16 protein-coding genes and 2 rRNA genes are annotated in these 19,929 nt (G+C 67.3%); 6 read left to right on the top strand and 12 right to left on the bottom strand.

Annotated elements, in window-relative coordinates:
• From Rai3103_RS04730 to Rai3103_RS04720, 4 genes are read right to left on the bottom strand one after another with little or no spacing between them, the layout of a single operon-like run.
• Nucleotides 1-642, bottom strand: a complete 642-nt coding sequence (locus Rai3103_RS04730; RefSeq protein WP_153571612.1) for a TetR/AcrR family transcriptional regulator — start codon at nucleotides 640-642, stop codon at nucleotides 1-3.
• Nucleotides 642-2,831 (bottom strand): YhgE/Pip family protein, encoded by a 2,190-nt coding sequence (locus Rai3103_RS04725; RefSeq protein ID WP_194793272.1) that lies wholly within the window; start codon nucleotides 2,829-2,831, stop codon nucleotides 642-644. The genes Rai3103_RS04730 and Rai3103_RS04725 overlap by 1 nt, the downstream gene beginning before the upstream one ends.
• A 2-nt stretch (nucleotides 2,832-2,833) precedes the next feature.
• Entirely contained in the window at nucleotides 2,834-3,415 is a 582-nt protein-coding gene (locus Rai3103_RS16895) for a P-loop NTPase family protein (protein ID WP_194793271.1), read from the bottom strand.
• A gap of 14 nt (nucleotides 3,416-3,429) precedes the next feature.
• Nucleotides 3,430-3,585 carry a hypothetical protein gene (locus tag Rai3103_RS04720; RefSeq protein ID WP_194793270.1) on the bottom strand — a complete coding sequence of 52 codons (156 nt, stop codon included), beginning with the start codon at nucleotides 3,583-3,585 and terminating at the stop codon, nucleotides 3,430-3,432.
• Between the two features lie 100 nt (nucleotides 3,586-3,685).
• Between Rai3103_RS04720 and Rai3103_RS04715 the strand changes: the two genes are divergently transcribed.
• From Rai3103_RS04715 to Rai3103_RS17475, 3 genes are all read left to right on the top strand, one after another.
• Nucleotides 3,686-4,357 carry a hypothetical protein gene (locus Rai3103_RS04715; RefSeq protein WP_153571609.1) on the top strand — a complete coding sequence of 224 codons (672 nt, stop codon included), beginning with the start codon at nucleotides 3,686-3,688 and terminating at the stop codon, nucleotides 4,355-4,357.
• Nucleotides 4,358-4,431: 74 nt separating this feature from the next.
• The gene (locus Rai3103_RS17480; protein WP_228489172.1) at nucleotides 4,432-4,719 is read left to right on the top strand and encodes an MBL fold metallo-hydrolase; all 288 of its coding nucleotides are present in this window, start codon (nucleotides 4,432-4,434) and stop codon (nucleotides 4,717-4,719) included.
• A 50-nt stretch (nucleotides 4,720-4,769) separates the two neighbouring features.
• Complete coding sequence (locus Rai3103_RS17475) at nucleotides 4,770-5,066, top strand: MBL fold metallo-hydrolase (protein WP_228489171.1); 297 nt, start codon at nucleotides 4,770-4,772, stop codon at nucleotides 5,064-5,066.
• A 33-nt stretch (nucleotides 5,067-5,099) separates the two neighbouring features.
• On the opposite strand, the gene Rai3103_RS04705 is transcribed toward Rai3103_RS17475, so the two are convergent.
• Both Rai3103_RS04705 and Rai3103_RS04700 read right to left on the bottom strand, forming a co-directional pair.
• The gene (locus Rai3103_RS04705; protein ID WP_153571608.1) at nucleotides 5,100-5,855 is read right to left on the bottom strand and encodes a lysophospholipid acyltransferase family protein; all 756 of its coding nucleotides are present in this window, start codon (nucleotides 5,853-5,855) and stop codon (nucleotides 5,100-5,102) included.
• A 73-nt stretch (nucleotides 5,856-5,928) separates the two neighbouring features.
• Nucleotides 5,929-7,377 carry an NAD-dependent succinate-semialdehyde dehydrogenase gene (locus tag Rai3103_RS04700; RefSeq protein WP_153571607.1) on the bottom strand — a complete coding sequence of 483 codons (1,449 nt, stop codon included), beginning with the start codon at nucleotides 7,375-7,377 and terminating at the stop codon, nucleotides 5,929-5,931.
• A gap of 89 nt (nucleotides 7,378-7,466) precedes the next feature.
• Here Rai3103_RS04700 and Rai3103_RS04695 point away from each other — a divergent pair, with 89 nt between their 5' ends.
• On the top strand, nucleotides 7,467-8,087 hold the full coding sequence (locus tag Rai3103_RS04695; protein ID WP_153571606.1) for an AMIN-like domain-containing (lipo)protein: 621 nt from the start codon (nucleotides 7,467-7,469) through the stop codon (nucleotides 8,085-8,087).
• 59 nt (nucleotides 8,088-8,146) lie between these two features.
• Here the strand turns inward: Rai3103_RS04695 and Rai3103_RS04690 are convergent, their stop codons facing one another.
• The 6 genes from Rai3103_RS04690 to Rai3103_RS04665 all read right to left on the bottom strand — a co-directional run bounded on the left by Rai3103_RS04690 (nucleotide 8,147) and on the right by Rai3103_RS04665 (nucleotide 14,089).
• Nucleotides 8,147-9,433, bottom strand: coding sequence for an O-acetylhomoserine aminocarboxypropyltransferase/cysteine synthase family protein (locus Rai3103_RS04690; protein ID WP_153571605.1), 1,287 nt, complete (start codon nucleotides 9,431-9,433; stop codon nucleotides 8,147-8,149).
• 60 nt (nucleotides 9,434-9,493) lie between these two features.
• Nucleotides 9,494-10,159 carry an ATP-binding protein gene (locus tag Rai3103_RS04685; RefSeq protein WP_239022387.1) on the bottom strand — a complete coding sequence of 222 codons (666 nt, stop codon included), beginning with the start codon at nucleotides 10,157-10,159 and terminating at the stop codon, nucleotides 9,494-9,496.
• Entirely contained in the window at nucleotides 10,156-12,321 is a 2,166-nt protein-coding gene (locus Rai3103_RS04680) for a PAS domain-containing protein (protein WP_153571603.1), read from the bottom strand. The genes Rai3103_RS04685 and Rai3103_RS04680 overlap by 4 nt, the downstream gene beginning before the upstream one ends.
• The gene (locus Rai3103_RS04675; protein WP_153571602.1) at nucleotides 12,318-12,923 is read right to left on the bottom strand and encodes an alpha/beta fold hydrolase; all 606 of its coding nucleotides are present in this window, start codon (nucleotides 12,921-12,923) and stop codon (nucleotides 12,318-12,320) included. The genes Rai3103_RS04680 and Rai3103_RS04675 overlap by 4 nt, the downstream gene beginning before the upstream one ends.
• A 331-nt stretch (nucleotides 12,924-13,254) precedes the next feature.
• Nucleotides 13,255-13,434, bottom strand: a complete 180-nt coding sequence (locus Rai3103_RS16890; protein ID WP_194793268.1) for a response regulator — start codon at nucleotides 13,432-13,434, stop codon at nucleotides 13,255-13,257.
• A 175-nt stretch (nucleotides 13,435-13,609) separates the two neighbouring features.
• The gene (locus tag Rai3103_RS04665; protein WP_153571600.1) at nucleotides 13,610-14,089 is read right to left on the bottom strand and encodes a response regulator transcription factor; all 480 of its coding nucleotides are present in this window, start codon (nucleotides 14,087-14,089) and stop codon (nucleotides 13,610-13,612) included.
• A gap of 765 nt (nucleotides 14,090-14,854) precedes the next feature.
• Between Rai3103_RS04665 and Rai3103_RS04660 the strand changes: the two genes are divergently transcribed.
• Both Rai3103_RS04660 and Rai3103_RS04655 read left to right on the top strand, forming a co-directional pair.
• Nucleotides 14,855-16,371: ribosomal RNA gene (locus Rai3103_RS04660) — 16S ribosomal RNA — on the top strand.
• A 387-nt stretch (nucleotides 16,372-16,758) separates the two neighbouring features.
• Nucleotides 16,759-19,841: ribosomal RNA gene (locus Rai3103_RS04655) — 23S ribosomal RNA — on the top strand.
• Together the 16S and 23S rRNA genes form the textbook arrangement of a ribosomal RNA operon.
• The last annotated feature ends 88 nt before the right edge of the window (nucleotides 19,842-19,929 follow it).

The following is a 19,929-nucleotide window of genomic DNA, read 5'->3' as shown; positions in this document are numbered from 1 at the left end:
CTAGACCGCCAGGCCGCTGATCGTCACCATCAGGGCCCGCTGCACGTCCTCGATGCTGCGCCGCGGATGGAACGTCGCCCGATCCAGCGCCGAGAACGCCAGGGCCCCGAGGATGGCGATCGCGATCATCTCGAAGTGCTCAGCCTCCGGCCGGACGTGTGTCAGGCCCGCGGCGTACCGCTGCTCGTGCACCTCCATCGACACCGCCACCACCGGCGCGATCAGGGCGGCCCGGGTCGCGGGCAGGTCCTCGTGCCACGGACGTTCGTTGCGGAACAGTTCGGTGAGCAGCACCTGACAGGTCGCCGGGTCGGCGTCGAATGCGCGCAGCAAGGCGAGCACGATGGCGTTGAGCGCCGCCCACCCCCGGTGGGGTGCCCGGGCAGCCTCGACCACGGCGGCGATCCGGTCGGCCGATTCCCGCACCACGGCCGCCCCCAGGCCCTGCTTCGAGCCGAAGTTGTAGAAGACGGTGCCCTTGCTCACCCCGGCGTGCTCGGCGATCTCCTCCACGGAGGTGGCGCTGTAGCCGCGTTCGGCGAAGAGTTCGAGTCCCGCGGCGATCACCCGTTCGCGGGTGGCCACCCGCCGGGCCGTACGCCCGTCGGTCCTCGTACCCTCACCGGCCGCCTCCGCGGACATCAGATCGACACTTCGGGGTGCAGACGCTGGACGGTCCACACGCGGCGGCGCATCGCCGACCACGTGCTGGCCACCAGGCTCAGGGCGATCACCACCACAAGGTAGGCCACCGCCGCGTGGAATTGCACCCCCAGATCGCCGGTGATCGCCTCCCGCAGCCCGTTCACCACGTGGGTCATCGGCAGCCAGCCGTGGATCGCCTGGAAGAACGACGGCGTGGTCAGCGCGGGATAGGTGCCGCCGGCCGAGGTGAGCTGCAGCATCAGCAGCACCAGCACCACCACCCGGCCCACGGCCGGGCCGAGCAGCACGTTGATCGTCTGCTGCAGGGTGAGGAACGTCAGCCCGACCAGGAGGGTGAAGCCGATCGTGGCGAGCGGGTGGGCCAGGTGCAGCCCGAGGGCGAGGACGAGCACGGCCAGGAGCGCGGCGACCTGCAGGACCGCGACCACGGCGCCCGGCAGCCAACTGGCCAGCACCACCCGCAGCGCCGGCACCGGGGCGGCGAGGGAGCGGTCCGACACCGGGCGGAGCAGCATCCAGGTGATCAGCACCCCCACGTAGAGGGCCAGACCCATGAAGTACGGGGCGAAGCCTTCGCCGTTGGCCGCCGCCTGGTGCACCCAGGCGGAGTCGAGGGAGACCGGCGCGCTCATCATGTCCGCATTGGCCTGCTGGGTGTCACGATCCATCGACGGGATCTGCCCCACCGCGTCGTGCAGCCCTGAGGAGAGCGTCCGGGCCCCGTCGGCGAGCCGGCCGAGCCCCTCGGTGAGCGTCGACGACCCGGTCCGGGCGCTGCGCACCCCGTCGGCCAGGGTGTGGGCGCCCGAGGCGAGAGTGTCCAGGCCCGTGGCCAGGGCGGTGGATCCCTCGTGGGCCCGGACAGCGCCGTCGTGCACCTGGCCGGCGCCCTGCGCCACCGAGGAGGCGCCGCTGCTGAGCGTACGGGCGCCGTCGGCCAGCTGGCCGGTGCCGGTGGCCAGGCTGTTGGCCCCCTGGTCGGCCGCCGCGATGCCGCTGCTCAGCGCGGTCGCGGACGCGGCGAGCTGGGCATTGCCGTCGGCCACCTGCTGGGCGCCGGTCGAGAGGGCCTGCACCTGGCTGTTGAGGGTCGTGGTCTGGGTGTCCACCCGCGCCAGGGCGGCGTACGCCTGCTGCACCCGTGGGTCGTCGGCGGGCAGCGTCGCGAGCACGGCGCGGACATCGGTGGAGGCGGTGGCGATCTTCCCGGCCGCGACGGAGGCCTTGTCGGCGAGTTGCTTGTTGCCGGCAGCGACCTGGGCCGACCCGGTGGCCAGCCTCTGGGTCGCTGCCGGCAGGCCCTGGGTCTTGGCGGTGAGCGTGTCCAGACCGGTGGCGAGTTGCTGGGCGCCCTGGTGGGCCTGGTCGGCGCCGGTGGCCAGCGACGACGCGCCGGAGGCGACCTGGCCGGCACCGGTGGCGAGCGTGGCCGACCCGTCCGCGAGCCGGCCGGTGCCGTCGGCCAGAGTGTGGGCCCCGGTGGCGGCGGAGTCGGCGCCGTTGGCGAGTTGGCCGGCGCCCGTGTCCAGCCGGGCGAGACCGTCGGTCAGGGTGGCCGCCCCGCTGTGGGCGCTGTCGGCGCCCGTGCTGAGGGTGCCCGCACCGTCGGAGGCGCTCACCAGGCCGGCGCGGATGTCGGAGGTGCCGATCAGCAGTTTGTCTACCAGCTGGGCGCCGATCGCGTCGGAGGCTCCGGAGCGCACCTCCTTCATCACCGTCGAGAGGATGGTCCGGGTGGTGTACCCGTTGGCGTCGTTGTACTGCACCTGCAGCGGAGCCTGCCTGGGATGGTCGGTGCCCGCCGTGGTCAGCGCCTGCGAGAAGCCGGCGGGGATGGTCAGCACCGCGTAGTAGTCCCCGCTCACCAGACCCTCGTGAGCCGTCGCGCCGTCGGTGGTGTGCCACTGCAGGGTGCCCGTACGGACGAGTTCGTCGGTGAGGTCGCGCCCGGCGTGGACGGCGGTGCCGTCCTTCGTGGCACCGGTGTCCTGGTCGACGATGGCCACCGGGATGCGGTCGAGGTGGCCGGTCGGGTTCCAGAAGGCCCACAGGTAGAGGGCGCCGTAGAGCAGCGGGATGAGGCAGGCGGCGACGATCGCCAACCGCTGCATCCGGCTGCGGGAGAAGCGGCGCAGTTCGGTGCCGAAACGGATGAAACGCAGCACGGTCAGCCCTCCTGGGCGGGAACGGGAGTGAGGACGAGGGTGGCGGCCGATGCGCCGTGCGGGTCGACCCAGCGCACCTGTGGGGGCACCAGATCGGGCGCCGCCGCGGAGGCGATCACGGTCAGGGGGAGGCCGGCGCGCTCCGGCCGGGGAGCGACGGGGCCGTCGTCGGTGAGCCGCTGCAGGGTTCGCCAGACGGCGAGCTGGTCGGCCGGGTCGTGCAGCGCGTCGATGTCGTCGACGACGAGCAGCAGTGGGCCACCCATCAGGGCCATCGCGATCCGCAGCAGCGTGGTGTCGAGGGCGCTGAGCTCCCAGATGCGTACGTCGGGGTCGGGGATCGGCCGGTCGACGAAGACCTGGTCCAGCAGGCCGGCGATCGCGGGATCGCGCCAGCCGGGGACGCGCCGCCACAGCGGCGTCAACAGTCCGGCTCGCTCGGTCAGCACCTCGCGCGGCGTGAGTCCGTCGTCGAGGCTGTCGATGTCGGCGAAGTTGGCCAGGGCGCTGTGCCGCTGCACCTGCCCGGTGGCCCGCGGCAAGGGGTGGCCGAGGACCTGCAGGCTCCCCGCGCTGAAGCGCATCCGGCCCGCGAGGGTCAGCAGCAGGCTCGTGCGCCCGCCGCCCTCGGGGACACCAGGCCGAGCAGGCGGCCGGCCGGCACATCCAGGTCGACCGGTCCGTAGACGGTGCCGCGGGTCGACTCGAGCCGCAGGTCGCGGGCACGGATCACGGGGGGTTCGGAAGTCACCATTTCTTTATACTGACCAGTCAGTCTAAAAACAAACGGTGGTCCAACGTCGGGAGGCGCACCGGATCTCGGCATCAGGCACAGTCCACGTACGCTTGCCTCCATGACCAGCATCGGCGGCCTCCTGCTGTGGCTCCTGCCGCTGACGGTGCTGGCGATGATCAGTCCGGTGATGTTCCTCAACTCCTCCACCGTGGTCGCCCACCGGGGCCGCTCCGACCGCTGGCGCTTCGTCGCCGGTAACGCGCTGGTCCTCGTCGTCCTCGGTGCCCTCGGGATGGGGCTGCTCGGTGCGGCCCTGGAGGAGGCGGCCATCTCGGAGCTCGACTCGCGACGGGTCGAGCTCGTTCTCGGGGTCCTGCTCCTGATCGTGTCGCTGGTCCTGCTCCGCGGCCTGCTGCAGGACCGGGCCAGGCAGCGGGCCGGCGGCCCGACGCCGGTCGTCGCGGAGCCCCACCTGCCCCGCAGCCTGGTCGGTTGGGGAGCGGTGAGCATGGCCACCAACCTGACGACCGTCCCGCTCTACCTGGCGATGGCCCAGCGGATCGGCGCCTCCCCTCTGCCGGTGGCCGTACGGATCGGCGTGCTCGTCGCGGTGACCGGCCTGGTCCTGTTGCCGGCCTGGGGCCCGGTGGTCGCGGCCGACCAGGTGCCGGCCCGCCGACGACTGCAGGAACGTACGCTGCGCCGGGTGACCTGGTGGATGCGGGTCGGCTCCCTCGTCGCCAGCCTGGCCGGCACCGTGCTGCTGCTCTGGCGCGGTCTGGCCGGCTGAGGCGGACGCGAACCACCCCCTCCTCGCGCCCCGAATCGCTACCGCAGCTGCGGCGGCTCGCCTAGCGTGAAGGCATGGAGATCATCCGCTTGGGCCATTCGACGTTGCTGGTCGAGACCGTGGGGATCCGTGTGCTGATCGATCCCGGCGCCTTCACGGATGGCTGGGAGGAGGTGGAGGGCCTCGACGCCGTCGTCGTCACCCATCAGCACGCCGACCACGTCGATCCCTCCCGGATGCCCGCGCTACTGGCGCGTAACCCCGGGGTCCGCGTCCTGCTCGAACCCGAGACCTTCCGGAAGACCGAGGTGGAGGGCGCGGAGCCGTTCGAGGCGGGGCAGGTGGAGACCCTGGGGGCCTGATCATCGAGGCGGTCGGCGGCCAGCACGCGGTCATCCATCGCGACATCCCGATGGTCGGCAACATCGGGGTGGTGCTCGCCGCTGAGGGGGAGCCGCGCCTCTTCCACCCCGGTGACTCGCTCGCCGAGGTGCCGGCGGCGATCGACCTGATGGCGGTCCCGGTGATGGGTCCGTGGGCGGCCCTCAAGGAGACCATCGACTGGGCCCGGGCGGTCGGCGCCCCGACATCGTTCTTCATCCACGACGGTCTGCTCAACGACCGCGGGCGACGCCTCTTCCGCGACCGGATCACCGATCTCGTCGAGACCGACCTGCGGCCGTGGACCCAGCACGTGCTGCGGTACTGACACCCGGTCTCGTGCGGCGCTACTCTCCCACCCTCAGCGGGTCCACTCGTCGGCGGTCCTGGTCATGTCGTGCAGGTCCCGGTCGTACGACTCGGCCGGTGTCGGCGCGGTCCCGCCCCAGCGGTGGGGCAGGAAGGCCCGATCGGCGCCGGTCATCGTCGGGTAGCCGGCGATGACCTCGTCGAGCAGGCGGGCCATCGCCCGGCGCAGTTCCTGGGTGGCGGCGGCGATGTCGTCGCCTGGGCCGACGTCCAGTGGCGCTCCGAAGGCGATGTGCACCGGGATCCCGGAGCGCGAGAAGTCCCGCGGATGGTCCTTCGTCCAGATCCGCTGCGCGCCCCAGACGATGGTGGGGATGATGGGGCGGCCGGTGTCGCGCGCCATCCGTACGGCACCGGTCTTCAGCTGCTTGATCTCGAACGAGCGCGACATCGTCCCCTCGGGGTAGATGCCGACGAGCTGGTCGTCGAGCAGCGCCTCCACCGCCAGCGCGTAGCCCGCCGCGCCCGAGGCGCGATCGACCGGGATGTGGCGGCACATCCGCATCACGCGCCCCGCGACCGGGTGCTGCCAGATCGACTTCTTGGCCATGAACCGCACCAGGCGTCCGTTCGCCTTCAGCACGCCGAACCCGGCGAAGAGGAAGTCCACGTGCGCGGTGTGGTTGATGGCCAGGAGCGCGCCGCCGCGGCGGGGGACGTGGTGCAGGCCGGTGATCCGGAAGCGCAGCCCCATCCATCGGAACACGACGCGGCAGAGGGCGACGATCAGTCGGTAGCCGAGGTCCATCCGGCCATCATTCCACGCGCCCGCCGCGTTCCCGCGGGAACGCCTTAACCCGATCCGGACCCGTGGTCACGGCTCACAGTTTGATGCCCACGTACTTCGTCTCGAGGTACTCCTCGAGGCCCTCGTGGCTGCCCTCCCGACCGAGGCCGGACTGCTTGACCCCGCCGAACGGGGCCGCCGGGTCGGAGATCACCCCGGAGTTGAGCCCGACCATGCCGGATTCCAGCCGCTCGACCACGTACAGCGCTTCGCCCAGGTTCTCCGCGAAGACGTAGGCCATCAGGCCGAACTCGGTGTTGTTGGCCAGCGCGATCGCCTCGTCCAGGGTCGAGAAGGTGGCGATCGGCGCGACCGGTCCGAAGATCTCCTCACGGAACACCCGCGCATCGGTCGGCACGTCGGTGAGCACCGTCGGCTGGAGGAAGTAGCCGGGACCTTCCGGCCGAGAGCCGCCGGTGGCCACCCGGGCCCCGCGGTCGACGGCGTCCTGCAGCAGGTCGGTGACCGTGTCGAGCTGCTTGGCGCTGACCAGCGGCCCGACCCGTACGCCCTCGTCCAGACCGTTGCCGACGGGCATGGCGGCCATCTTCTCGGCCAGCCGGGCGGAGAAGTCGGCCGCGACCGACGCGTGCACGTACAGCCGGTTGGCCGCGGTGCAGGCCTCGCCGATGTTGCGCATCTTCGCGTCCAGCGCGCCCTGGACGGCCTTGTCGAGGTCGGCGGACGGCAGGACCAGCAGGGGGGCGTTGCCGCCCAGCTCCATCGAGGTCTTGAGCACGTGGTCGGCCGCCTGCCGCAACAGCACCCGGCCGACGGCCGTCGAGCCGGTGAAGGTGAGCTTCCGCAGCCGAGGGTCGGCGATGATCGGCTCGGAGACGGCCGCGGAACTGGTCGAGGTGACGCAGTTGACGACTCCGGCGGGCAGGCCGGCATCCTGCAAGGCCTGCATGAAGAGCAGTGTGGTCAGCGGTGTCTCGTGGGCCGGCTTGATCACCGCGGTGCAACCGGCGGCGATCGCGGGGGCCAGCTTGCGGGTCGCCATCGCCAGCGGGAAGTTCCACGGCGTGATCGCATAGACCGGCCCGACGGGCTGCTTCATGGTGAGGATCCGCTGGCCCGAGACCGGGGCGACGGAGAAGCGTCCCTCGATCCGTACGGCCTCCTCGGAGAACCAGCGGAGGAACTCGGCCCCGTACGTCACTTCGCCGTACGCCTCGGGCAGGGGCTTGCCCATCTCCACGGTCATACAGGTGGCGAAGAGGTCGCGGCGTTCGGTCACCAGCTCGAACGTACGGCGCAGCACCTCGGCCCGGTCCCGGGGCTTCGTCGCGGCCCAGGCCTCGGCGGCCTCGCAGGCGGCGTCGAGGGCGGCCAGGGCATCGTCCGGCGTGCCGTCGGCCACCCGATCGATGACTTCCTCGGTCGCCGGGTTCATCACCTCGAACGTGGCTTCCGAGGGGCGCCACTCGCCCCCGATGAACTGGCCGTGGGGGAGCGCGGCGAGCAGTGCGTCGACGGACATGGGTCCTCCTCGTCGTGGGGTCACTGTCCACGGTAGTCGCTCGCCCGATCCTGGGCCCGACTCGGCCGTCGTCCCGTTACCGTGGACGCATGAGGAGCGCACTGGGTGTCATCGTGCTGGGTACCACCATCGGCGTGCTGGTCGCCGGCTGTGCCGGTGGCGGCGGTCCGGCCGCGAGCGTGAGTGCCTCACCGACGACCTCGGTCACCGCGTCGTCCTCGCCCTCGACGCCGATGCCCACGCCGCCCGCCGAGGACGACGTGACCGTGCCCAAGGACGCCTCGACCAGCCGCAACCAGCAGGAACCGGCGGCCGGATCCCAGCTCGTGCTCACCGGTGTCCGGACCGCGAGCCATCCCGGCGTCGACCGCGTCGTGTTCGAGTTCACCGGGACCGGGGCACCCGGCTGGGCGGTCGAGTACGTCGACAAGGCCATCGCCCAGGGCAGCGGGCAGCAGATCACCGTGGCGGGTCGGTCGGTGCTGCGGGTCAGCATGACGGGGACCACCTACCCGGCCGCGTCGCCGGCACCCGCACCGGTGCCGCAGCGGGTGCCCGGGGACGGCGCGGGGGTCGTCACCGAGGTCGTGCAGAACGGCACCTTCGAGGGCGACACCCTCTCGTTCATCGGCCTCAGCGACGGTCAGCGCCCGTTCGCGGTGCACACCCTGCAGAGCCCGACCAGGGTGGTCGTCGACATCGTCCGCTGAGCCCCGTCCGACCCGTGTCCGCCCCCGAGCGCAGCCCGGGAGGCGGACGGAGAGGCGTGTCAGCGCGCGGCGGCGAGCGCCTGGTCCAGGTCGGCGATCAGGTCGTCGATGTGCTCGGTGCCGATCGACAGCCGGATCATCTCCGGACTGACGCCGGCGGCGACGAGCTCCTCGTCGGAGAGCTGGGAGTGCGTCGTCGAGGCGTTGTGGATGGCCAGCGACTTCACGTCACCGATGTTGGCCAGGTGGCTGAAGAGCTCGAGCCCCTCGACGACCTTCGAGCCCGCCTCGCGGCCGGCCTTGAGGCCGAACGACACCAGGCCGCCGTACCCCAGGCCGGTGAAGAGCCGGTCCGCGGTCGCCTTGTACGGCGAGTCCTCCAGACCCGGGTAGTTCACCCACGCGACGTCCGGGTGCTGCTGGAGATGCTGGGCCACGGCGAGCGCGTTCTCGCTGTGCTTCTCCATCCGCAGGTACAGGGTCTCGAGACCCTGCAGGAAGAGCCAGGCGTGCAGCGGGGCGATGGTGGCGCCCATGTTGCGGAGCAGCACGGTGCGGGCGCGGATGATGTAGGCCGCCTTGCCGGCCGCCTCCGTCCACACCACACCGTGGTAGGCCGGGTCACCGCTGGTGAGGTTGGGGAACCGTTCGGCATGGGCGGACCAGTCGAAGTTGCCGGAGTCGACGATGATGCCGCCCAGGGTGGTGCCGTGACCGCCGATGTACTTGGTGGCGGAATGCACCACCACGTCGACGCCGTGCTCGAACACCCGGCACAGTGCCGGGGAGGGGGCGGTGTTGTCGACGATGAACGGCAGGCCGAGGTCGTGTGCCGCCGCCGACCAGGCGTCCAGGTCGAGGACGTTGAGCTTCGGGTTGGCCAGGGTCTCGCCGAAGACCAGGCGCGTCCGGTCGTCCACGTACTCGGCGAGCCGCTCGGGCTGCTCGGGGTCGACGAAGCGCGCCTCGATCCCGTACTGCGCCAGGGTGTGCTCGAACAGGGCGAAGGTGCCCCCGTAGAGCGTGGCGGCGGCGACGATGTTGTCGCCGGCGTTCACGAGGTTGAGGACGGCGTACGTGATCGCCGCAGCGCCCGCCGAGGTCGCCAGCGCGCCCACGCCGCCCTCCAGAGCGGTCATGCGGGTCTCGAAGACGTCCTCGGTCGGGTTCATGATGCGGCCGTAGATGTTGCCCGGCTTGCGCAGGGCGAAGAGGTCGGCGGCCTCCTCCGCGGAGTCGAACACGTACGAGGTCGTCTGGTAGATCGGGACGGCCCGGGCGTGGGTGGTGGGATCGGGCTGCTCCTGGCCGGCGTGGATCGCGAGCGTTTCGGGACGGTACGTCATAACGGACTTTTAGCACGCCCGGGCGCCAGTGGCCGGGCGAACCGACGCGCCGGACACCGATCAGGTCCCGGCGCCCTGCGGATCCGGCGCCCCCGGCAGGGTGACGATGAACTCGGAGCCCGTGCCGTCCTCGCGGTTGTGGCCGGTGACCTCACCCCCCATCGCCTCCACGAGGGTGCGGACCACGTGGAGCCCCAGGCCGTCGCCGGCGGAGCGTTCCCCCTTGGCGAAGGCGGAGAACAGGTCCACATCCGAGGGCAGCCCCGGTCCGTCGTCCCGGATCGCCAGCTCCACCCGGTGACCGCGGACGGGCCTGGTGACGAGGTCGATCCTGCCGTCCTCGGCGGTGAACCGGATCGCGTTCTCGATCAGGTGCCGGACGACCGTGTCCAGCGCGGCCGCCGAACCGAGCCCACTCACCCCGGCCGGCGGGTCGGCGGTGATGACCCGCTGCGCTGCCAGCCCTCGATAGTCGCCCGCCACGCCGGCGACCAGCGCGGCCAGGTCGATCGGCCCGACCAGCAGGCTGTCGGCCTTCGCGTACTCGGCGTGCCGGGCGATCCGGCGGGCTCGCGCGTCGGCCGCCCGGTCGGCCTCGGTCACGTCGATGGCGGTCCCTCGGGAACGTACGATCCGCCCGGTGGAGTCGCGCACCGGCGCCACCCGCGCATGCAGGTGGCGCCGTTCCCCGTCCTGGCCGGTGATGTCGTATTCCAGCTCGGTCACCTCACCGGTCCGGATGGCCGCCTCGGCGGCCTGCTCCAACCTCTCCAAGCTCCGTGCCCGAGCCGCCGCGATCGTCTCCGGGGGAGGGACGGATCGAGGTCCAGCAGCCCGTGGATCCGCAGCAACTCGTCCGACCACTCGTACGTGCCGGCAACCGGGTCGTACGCCCAGCTGCCGGCCCGGGCGAGTCGCTGCGCCTCGGCCAGTTCCTCCTTGCTGGCCCGCAGGGCCTCCTGCGCGGCGTCGCGGGCTGTCACGTCGCGGATGATGGCGGTGGCGAACAGGTCCTCCCCGCCCGCCCACACCGCCACCGAGGCCTCGGCCGGGAACAGGCTGCCGTCGCGGCGGGCGAGGTGCAGCGCGTGGGTCCGGCTCGCGGCGCCACGGGCCTGCTCGCCGTCCAGGTCCGCGAGCAGCCGTCCGACCACGGTGCGCTGGGGCTCCGGCACGATCAGGGCGTACGACCGACCCAGTGCCTCCTCCTCGGTGTAGCCGAACAGCGTGGTCGCCGCAGGGTTCCAGGCCACGATCTCGCCTGATGCGCGAACCGTGACGAAGGCGTCCGTCGAGGAGGCCCGGATCGCGTCGAAACGCGCATGTTCCTCGCGGGCCTCCTGCCGGGCCTCCCGCTCGGCCTCGATGTCGCGCCAGTTCCCGATCCGGGCAAGCGGCCGGCCCTCGTCATCGAGAACCACCTTGACGGTGGTCTCCATCCAGCGGTATCCACCCTCGGTGGTACGCAGCCGGGCCTCGAAATGCTGGCTGAGCCCGGCGTCCAGCGCTGCCTGCGCGGCTCGAATGGTGCCGACGTCGCCCGGGTGCACGAGGGTGACGAAGCGCCGGCCGATGAGCTCGGCAGGCACCCATCCCAGCGTCTTGGTCACCGAGGGCGACACCCACTCCACGATCCCCTGGGTGCTGCCACGGAAGACGATGTCCGAGGCGTTCTCGGCGAGCAACCGGAAACGCTCGCTCGCCTCCTCCAGCGCCTGGAGGGCACGGTGGCGATCGGTGACATCGGCCCAGCTGAGGCTGAGTCGATCGGTGGCGGCGCGGATCGCGCGGATGTCGTAGTAGGCGAGCTTTCCGAGCTGCTCGTTCTCGTACGGCTGATCGTTGAGCACCAGGTCCCGACCGGTCTCCAGGGCCTCGACGTAGAGGTCGAACAGGCCGGCCTCGACGAGGCCGGGTAGCCGTCCCAGCAAGCTGGTGCCGGTGGCTGAGGCGCGATCCATCCCCCAGTAGTCCAGAGTCGCCTGGTTGACCACCAGGAAGGTGAAGTCGAGGACCCGTCCATCGGTGTCCCGCACCGCCTCGATCAGTGCGTGGGGCTCGAGCATGCCCTCCACGGTCGCCCGGAGAAGGTCCTCCGACTCCCGCTCCGCGGAGACGTCGTCGAACACCCACGCCCGGGTGGGGCGCGGGCCGGTGTCGACCGGGAAGGTCGCGACACGAAGGTGGGTGGGGGCGGTCGGGAAGGTCCAGCGCCAGTCGGTGATCCTCGCCCGGGGGTCCGTGGCCAACCGGACGACGTAGCCGTCGTCGCCGGGGCCCTCCAGGGAACGTGCTCGCAGGGTCTCCAGCGCCGCGGCGAGTCGGGCGGCGGGCACCTCACCGGCTGGGACGCCGAGCAGCTTGGCTCCCTCCGCGTTCACGATGCCCGGTGTGCCGTCGAGGGAGACCAGCGCCACCGCCTGGTCCAGGGTCGCCACCAACTCCGACAACCGGGCTGCCCTGCCCGTCTCCCGTCGGCTTGACTCGAGGAGGGTGAGCGTCTCGGCCAGCCGCTGGCCCTGCAGACCGGCCAGCAGCGCCGGCACGTCCGGCGGCGGTGGGCGCCCCGCCCAGCCGACGGTCACCCGGTGATCCGTCCCGTCGAGGCAGCTCCACGCTACGCCCGTGAGCGGCGCAGCCAGGTCCAGGCGTACGGCGGTCGGTAGCAGGGCCGCGAACAGGGCCGGGTCGACGACCAGCCGGCCGCCCGGGGCGGTGCCCGGGGCGTCGCCGGGAGCCGGCAACCAGGGCGCGCCGAACGCCAGCCCCGTCACGGTGCTGTCGAGGACCGTCCCAGCTCCTGGGCCGGTGATCCGCCAGAAGACCACCACGTCACATCGCAGTGCCGTCGCCACCAGGTCCAGCGAGGCCCGGATCGTCGAGGTCATGGCACGGTCTCCTCGATGAACGCGTCGATGGCCGCGCAGACCTCGTCCGGGTCCACGACGTGGGGAAAATGGCCCTGCGCCGTCAGGTGGATCAACCGGCCGTCGGGGAGCGCGTCCGCGAGCCACGTCGCCGCCGCATCGGGGACCGCCGTGTCGCCGCGGGCCTGCAGGACCAGGGTCGGTGGACTGACCCGGGGAACGACGTCCCGGTAGTCACTGGTGTAGGCGGTCCGCAGGATCGACAACGCGACCTGCGGAGGATAGCGGCGCAGGCTCTTCGCGAACTCCGTGCTGAACTCCGGGCGTTCGGGGTTACCCATTACCTGGGGGGCGAAGCCGCCCGACCACAGGGCGAAGTCCGACGCCACCGCGGCGAGCATCGTGTCCACCTCCTCCCTCGTGCGACCGCCGATGTAGCCGGTGGTGGGGTCGTCGAGATAGCACGCGCTGGTCCCGATCACGACGAGCCGGGAGAAGAGCCCCGGGTCTGCGGCGGCCGCGAGCATCCCGACCATGCCGGACATCGAGTGTCCGACGTAGGTCGCGCCGCGCAGCCCCTGGTCGGCGCAGATCCGGGCGAGATCGTCGGCGAAGCCGAGCAGGCTGGCATGCCGCTCGGGGAGTACACCGCGGGATCACAGTCGGCGGAACCGGCGAGAGCGAAGCTGATGACCCGGGCGTGCGCCGCGAGATGGCGGGCCACCGGATCCCACTGGTGTTGGTTGCCGCCGAGGCCATGCGCCAGGACGACCACCCTGTCCCCGTCGCCGACGAGGCGCAGGGCGTGCAGCTCGGAGACCCCCATTGGTCACCCCCGGATAGCGCTCCCGTTTCAGTCCGCAGGTCCAATTATTGATCGTGTGACGGCCCGGGGCTGGTCCTTCGGGCGACAGGGTGACGGGACGATCGGCGACCGACCAATCCGCTGACCTCTCAGTCCCCGAGCAGGGAGCCGACCAGTTCGGCCAGACGCACCGCGTCGAACGGTTTGGTGATGGCCCCGGCGAAGCCCGGGCGCGGCACCAGAGCGGACGGCGGGCCGTCGACGGAGGCACTGAGCAGGACGACGGGGAGAGCACCCGGCGAGGCGGACGTCCTCGGCCCTGCCGTCACCGAGCCGATCGTCGGTGAGGACGAGGTCGATGCCCTCCTCCGACAGGGCGGCTCTGGCTTCAGCCAGCGACGCGGCGGTCCGGACCGTCCACCCTGCGACGCGGAAGGCGTAGTCGAGCAGCATCGAGACGTCGAGGTCGTCTTCGACGACGAGGATCGTACGCATGCCGGCCTCCTAGTCGACGAACCGGAACCCGACGCCGCGGACGGCGTGGGCGACGCGAGGACCTCCGGCGGCGCTGATCCGCTGCCGCAGCCGGGAGAGATGGACGTCGAGGTGATGGTCGTCGCCGAACCAGTCGCCCCACACCCGTTCGACGAGTTGGCCGCGGGTCAGCACGCGCTGGGGATTCTCGGCCAGGACAGCGAGGAGGTCGAACTGGATCCGGGTCAGGTCGACGGGGGTGTCATTGACGGTCACCGAGCGCCGTTCCAGGTCGATCCGGACCCCGTCGAGGGTGACCTGGGTCGGCTCCTGGGCCCTCCTCCTGCCGTCCGTACGTCGCAGCACGGCGGCGACGCGAGCCAGCAGCAGCCGCGGGTTGGCGGGTTTGACGAGGTAGTCGTCGGCACCGGTGGAGAAGCCGATCAGCTGGTCGATGTCATCGGCTCGGCTGGTCAGTGGAGGAACACGGGCGCTCGCGCATCCCTCCACTGACCAGCCCCCCGTGGATCGTGGACCAACGCTCCCCCCAGCGTGGCCACGACCCCATGCGGCGACGTCCTCGCATTCCCGGCGCTACCCCGTGAGGAGGAGTAGCCCGTCGGCGCCGTGGGGGCGAGCCGTCTCCTCGAGCCAACACCACCGAGGTAGCCGGGGGTGCACGGAATCCTTGCTGCTTCCTCACGATCCTCATCCCTCCCGACGCGGGGAGGTGGCGGGCCTGCGTGTAGCAGTCCTGCGTCAGGGACGTACGGAGGGGCCGGTGGCACCTCCTGTGGGCGCTCGGACTGGCCGTCGGCAGGGGTGTGTGCACCGATTTGACCCTTCCCGGGTCGACCCGTATAGTTCAGCGAGTTGCCGGAACGGGGAACCGGGCTGGCAAACCTGGAAGTCAGGGATGGTTTCCGGGGCTCGTACGAGCATCCCGTTCGGTTCGCGGAAATGCGGATTTGACAGGGCTTGAACGGCCGAGTAAAGTTGATCTGGTCGCCCCGAGCGGCTCCGGGTTGTTCCGGGGTGGTGAGGTGTGTGTCCGATGTTTGAGAACTCAACAGTGTGCTTTGTTTAGTCAATGCCAAATAGGCGCCTCTTTGTGGGGTGTCTGACATCACAATATGTTGTTTTTGTGTTGTCCTCGGCCATTGCTTCGGTGATGGTCGGATTTCTTTGAGATATGTAATGACCAGTTTATGTCTGGGATTGTCAGATCTCTTTTCATTGTGACGCATCAGCCTTTCGGGGTTTTGCGATATTTTTTCGATGGAGAGTTTGATCCTGGCTCAGGACGAACGCTGGCGGCGTGCTTAACACATGCAAGTCGAACGGTAAGGCCCTTCGGGGTACACGAGTGGCGAACGGGTGAGTAACACGTGAGTAACCTGCCCTTCACTTTGGGATAACTACCAGAAATGGTGGCTAATACCGGATATGACTCCTGCCTGCATGGGTGGGGGTGGAAAGCTCCGGCGGTGGGGGATGGACTCGCGGCCTATCAGCTTGTTGGTGAGGTAGTGGCTCACCAAGGCTTCGACGGGTAGCCGGCCTGAGAGGGTGACCGGCCACATTGGGACTGAGATACGGCCCAGACTCCTACGGGAGGCAGCAGTGGGGAATATTGCGCAATGGGCGGAAGCCTGACGCAGCAACGCCGCGTGCGGGATGACGGCCTTCGGGTTGTAAACCGCTTTCAGCAGGGACGAAGCTTTTGTGACGGTACCTGCAGAAGAAGCACCGGCCAACTACGTGCCAGCAGCCGCGGTGATACGTAGGGTGCGAGCGTTGTCCGGAATTATTGGGCGTAAAGAGCTTGTAGGCGGTTTGTCACGTCGAAAGTGAAAACTCAGGCCTTAATCCTGAGCTTGCTTTCGATACGGGCTGACTAGAGGAATGTAGGGGAGAATGGAATTCCTGGTGGAGCGGTGGAATGCGCAGATATCAGGAGGAACACCAGTGGCGAAGGCGGTTCTCTGGACATTTCCTGACGCTGAGAAGCGAAAGCGTGGGGAGCAAACAGGCTTAGATACCCTGGTAGTCCACGCCGTAAACGGTGGGCACTAGGTGTGGGTCACATTCCACGTGATCCGTGCCGTAGCTAACGCATTAAGTGCCCCGCCTGGGGAGTACGGCCGCAAGGCTAAAACTCAAAGGAATTGACGGGGGCCCGCACAAGCGGCGGAGCATGCGGATTAATTCGATGCAACGCGAAGAACCTTACCTGGGTTTGACATATGCCGGAAAGCTGCAGAGATGTGGCCTCCCTTTGGGCCGGTTTACAGGTGGTGCATGGCTGTCGTCAGCTCGTGTCGTGAGATGTTGGGTTAAGTCCCGCAACGAGCGCAACCCTTGTCCTATGTTGCCAGCAATTCGGTTGGGGACTCATAGGAGACTGCCGGGGTCAACTCGGAGGAAGGTGGGGATGACGTCAAGTCATCATGCCCCTTATGTCCAGGGCTTCACGCATGCTACAATGGCCGGTACAAAGAGCTGCGAGCCTGTGAGGGTGAGCGAATCTCAAAAAGCCGGTCTCAGTTCGGATTGGGGTCTGCAACTCGACCCCATGAAGTCGGAGTCGCTAGTAATCGCAGATCAGCAACGCTGCGGTGAATACGTTCCCGGGCCTTGTACACACCGCCCGTCAAGTCATGAAAGTCGGCAACACCCGAAGCCGGCGGCCCAACCCTTTGGGGAGGGAGTCGTCGAAGGTGGGGCTGGTAATTAGGACTAAGTCGTAACAAGGTAGCCGTACCGGAAGGTGCGGCTGGATCACCTCCTTTCTAAGGAGCCCGAAACAGAACATTCCGCGTCTGCCCGCGTTGGTGGGTGGGGGTGGGGTGGTTGCCGGTGGATCGGTCACGTGGTGTGGCCGGCGTGCCGGTAAGGGTTTTCTGGGTGGAACATTGACTGCTCCCGTTGGGCCGGTTGGCCTGGCGGGGGTCACTGCGCGTCCGTGGGCTTTCGGGTCCGGGGGTGGTGTGGTGGGTGGGGCGCACTGTTGGGTCCTGAGACCTCGGCCGCGTGACGCGGCTGCTGCTCCCTTTGGGGTGGTGGTCTTGGACGGGATTGCATCTGCACGTGTGTGTGGTTGTGGTGTTGTTTGTGTTTTGAGAACTTCATAGTGGACGCGAGCATCTTTGTAGATTTATTTTCTTGATATTTGTGTTGGGAAAGCTACTAAGGGCGATCGGTGGATGCCTTGGCACCAAGAGCCGATGAAGGACGTTGTAACCTGCGATAAGCCCCGGGGAGTTGGTAAACGAGCTGTGATCCGGGGATGTCCGAATAGGGAAACCTCGAATGTCTCCAGTCATGTGGAGCGACCTCTACCTGAATCTATAGGGTAGTGGGAGGGAACGTGGGGAAGTGAAACATCTCAGTACCCATAGGAAGAGAAAACAAAAGTGATTCCGTAAGTAGTGGCGAGCGAACGCGGATGAGGCCAAACTGCGTGTGTGTGAGACCTGACAGGGGTTGCATGCGTGGGGTTGTGGGGCCGTCTTTGACCTGGCTGTCGACGGGTCGTGGAGTCAAAAATGTGCGCTGAAGTCGAAGGATTCTGGGAAGGTCCGGCAGAGCAGGTAATACCCCTGTAGACGTAAGGTGTGCACTCCATGGGGCGGTTCCCAAGTAGCACGGGACTCCTGGAATTTCGTGTGAATCTGGCGGGACCACCCGCTAAGCCTAAATACTCCTTGGTGACCGATAGCGGATCAGTACCGTGAGGGAATGGTGAAAAGTACCCCGGGAGGGGAGTGAAATAGTACCTGAAACCGGTCGCCTACAAGCCGTCGGAGCCTGTGAGGGTGACGGCGTGCCTATTGAAAAATGAGCCTGCGAGTTAGTGGTGTGTGGCGAGGTTAACCCGTGTGGGGTAGTCGTAGCGAAAGCGAGTCCGATAAGGGCGTTGAGTCGCATGCTCTAGACCCGAAGCGTAGTGATCTATCCATGGCCAGGTTGAAGCGACGGTAAGACGTCGTGGAGGACCGAACCCACCTAGGTTGAAAACTGGGGGATGAGCTGTGGATAGGGGTGAAAGGCCAATCAAACTACGTGATAGCTGGTTCTCCCCGAAATGCATTTAGGTGCAGCGTCACGTGTTTCTTCCCGGAGGTAGAGCACTGGATGGTCTAGGGGGCCCACAAGCTTACCGAAATCAGCCAAACTCCGAATGCCGGTGAAGCCAGAGCGTGGCAGTGAGACAGTGGGGGATAAGCTTCATTGTCGAGAGGGAAACAGCCCAGATCATCAGCTAAGGCCCCTAAGTGGTTACTAAGTGGAAAAGGATGTGGAGTTGCGGTGACAACCAGGAGGTTGGCTTGGAAGCAGCCACCCTTGAAAGAGTGCGTAATAGCTCACTGGTCAAGTGATTCTGCGCCGACAATTCAGCGGGGCTTAAGTAATCCGCCGAAGCTATGGCATTCACACTAGTTGTGGATGGGTAGGGGAGCGTCGTGCACGTGGTGAAGCGGCGGGGTGACCCGGCCGTGGAGTGTGCGCGAGTGAGAATGCAGGCATGAGTAGCGAATGACGGGTGAGAAACCCGTCCGCCGAATATCCAAGGGTTCCAGGGTCAAGCTAATCTGCCCTGGGTAAGTCGGGACCTAAGGCGAGGCCGACAGGCGTAGTCGATGGACAACGGGTTGATATTCCCGTACCGGTGTAATGGCGCCCCTGCCGAGGCGCGCGATGCTGAGCACGGAAGCTGTTCCCATGTCACCTTCGGGTGGCCGGGTTCAGTGACTCTGCGACCCAGACGTGTAGTAGGCAAGCTACGGAGTGACGCAGGAAGGTAGCCCATCCTGGGCGGTGGTTGTCCCAGGGTAAAGGTGTAGGACGAGGTATAGGTAAATCCGTGCCTTGTGTGTCTGAGACCTGATGCCACTGCCACATTCGTGTGGTGGTGTGGGTGATCCTATGCTGCCGAGAAAAGCTTCGTGAGCGATGTCATGAGCCGCCCGTACCCTAAACCGACACAGGTGGATGAGTAGAGAATACTAAGGCGATCGAGAGAATCGTGGTTAAGGAACTCGGCAAAATACCCCCGTAACTTCGGGATAAGGGGGCCGGATGCGTGATCCGCCTTTGCGTGGTGAAGCGTTGATGGCCGCAGAGACCAGGCCCAAGCGACTGTTTATCAAAAACACAGGTCCGTGCCAAGTCGTAAGACGATGTATACGGACTGACTCCTGCCCGGTGCTGGAAGGTTAAGGGGACGTGTCAACTTCGGTGAAGCACTGAACTTAAGCCCCAGTAAACGGCGGTGGTAACTATAACCATCCTAAGGTAGCGAAATTCCTTGTCGGGTAAGTTCCGACCTGCACGAATGGAGTAACGACTCGGGCACTGTCTCAACCACGAACTCGGTGAAATTGCACTACGAGTAAAGATGCTCGTTACGCGCAGCAGGACGGAAAGACCCCGGGACCTTTACTATAGTTTGGTATTGGTGATCGGTACAGCTTGTGTAGGATAGGTGGGAGACGTTGAAGCGGCCACGCCAGTGGTTGTGGAGTCATTGTTGAAATACCACTCTGGTTGTTCTGGTTATCTAACCTCGGACCATGATCTGGTTCAGGGACAGTGCCTGATGGGTAGTTTGACTGGGGCGGTCGCCTCCCAAAGAGTAACGGAGGCGCCCAAAGGTTCCCTCAGCCTGGTTGGCAATCAGGTGTCGAGTGTAAGTGCACAAGGGAGCTTGACTGTGAGACTGACGGGTCGAGCAGGGACGAAAGTCGGGACTAGTGATCTGACGGTGGCGTGTGGAAGCGCCGTCACTCAACGGATAAAAGGTACCCCGGGGATAACAGGCTGATCTTGCCCGAGCGTCCATAGCGACGGCATGGTTTGGCACCTCGATGTCGGCTCGTCGCATCCTGGGGCTGGAGTCGGTCCCAAGGGTTGGGCTGTTCGCCCATTAAAGCGGCACGCGAGCTGGGTTCAGAACGTCGTGAGACAGTTCGGTCCCTATCCGCTGTGCGCGTAGGAGTCTTGAGAAGGGCTGTCCTTAGTACGAGAGGACCGGGACGGACCAACCTCTGGTGTGCCAGTTGTTCTGCCAAGAGCATGGCTGGTTGGCTACGTTGGGAAGTGATAACCGCTGAAAGCATCTAAGCGGGAAGCACGCTTCAAGATGAGGACTCCCACTTTTTGGTAAGGCCCCCAGTAGACGACTGGGTTGATAGGTCGGATGTGGAAGCCTAGAAATGGGTGGAGCTGACCGATACTAATAGGCCGAGGGCTTACCTTACACACCAAGAAAATATGCTGCAAAGACTCGCGTCCACTATGTTGTTCCCGGAACACAAACACACGGTTCCTGGCCACCCAACCCGTAA

Source organism: Raineyella fluvialis (assembly GCF_009646095.1).
Taxonomy (GTDB): Bacteria; Actinomycetota; Actinomycetes; order Propionibacteriales; family Propionibacteriaceae; genus Raineyella; species Raineyella fluvialis.
This window is presented reverse-complemented; position numbering and strand designations above follow the sequence as displayed.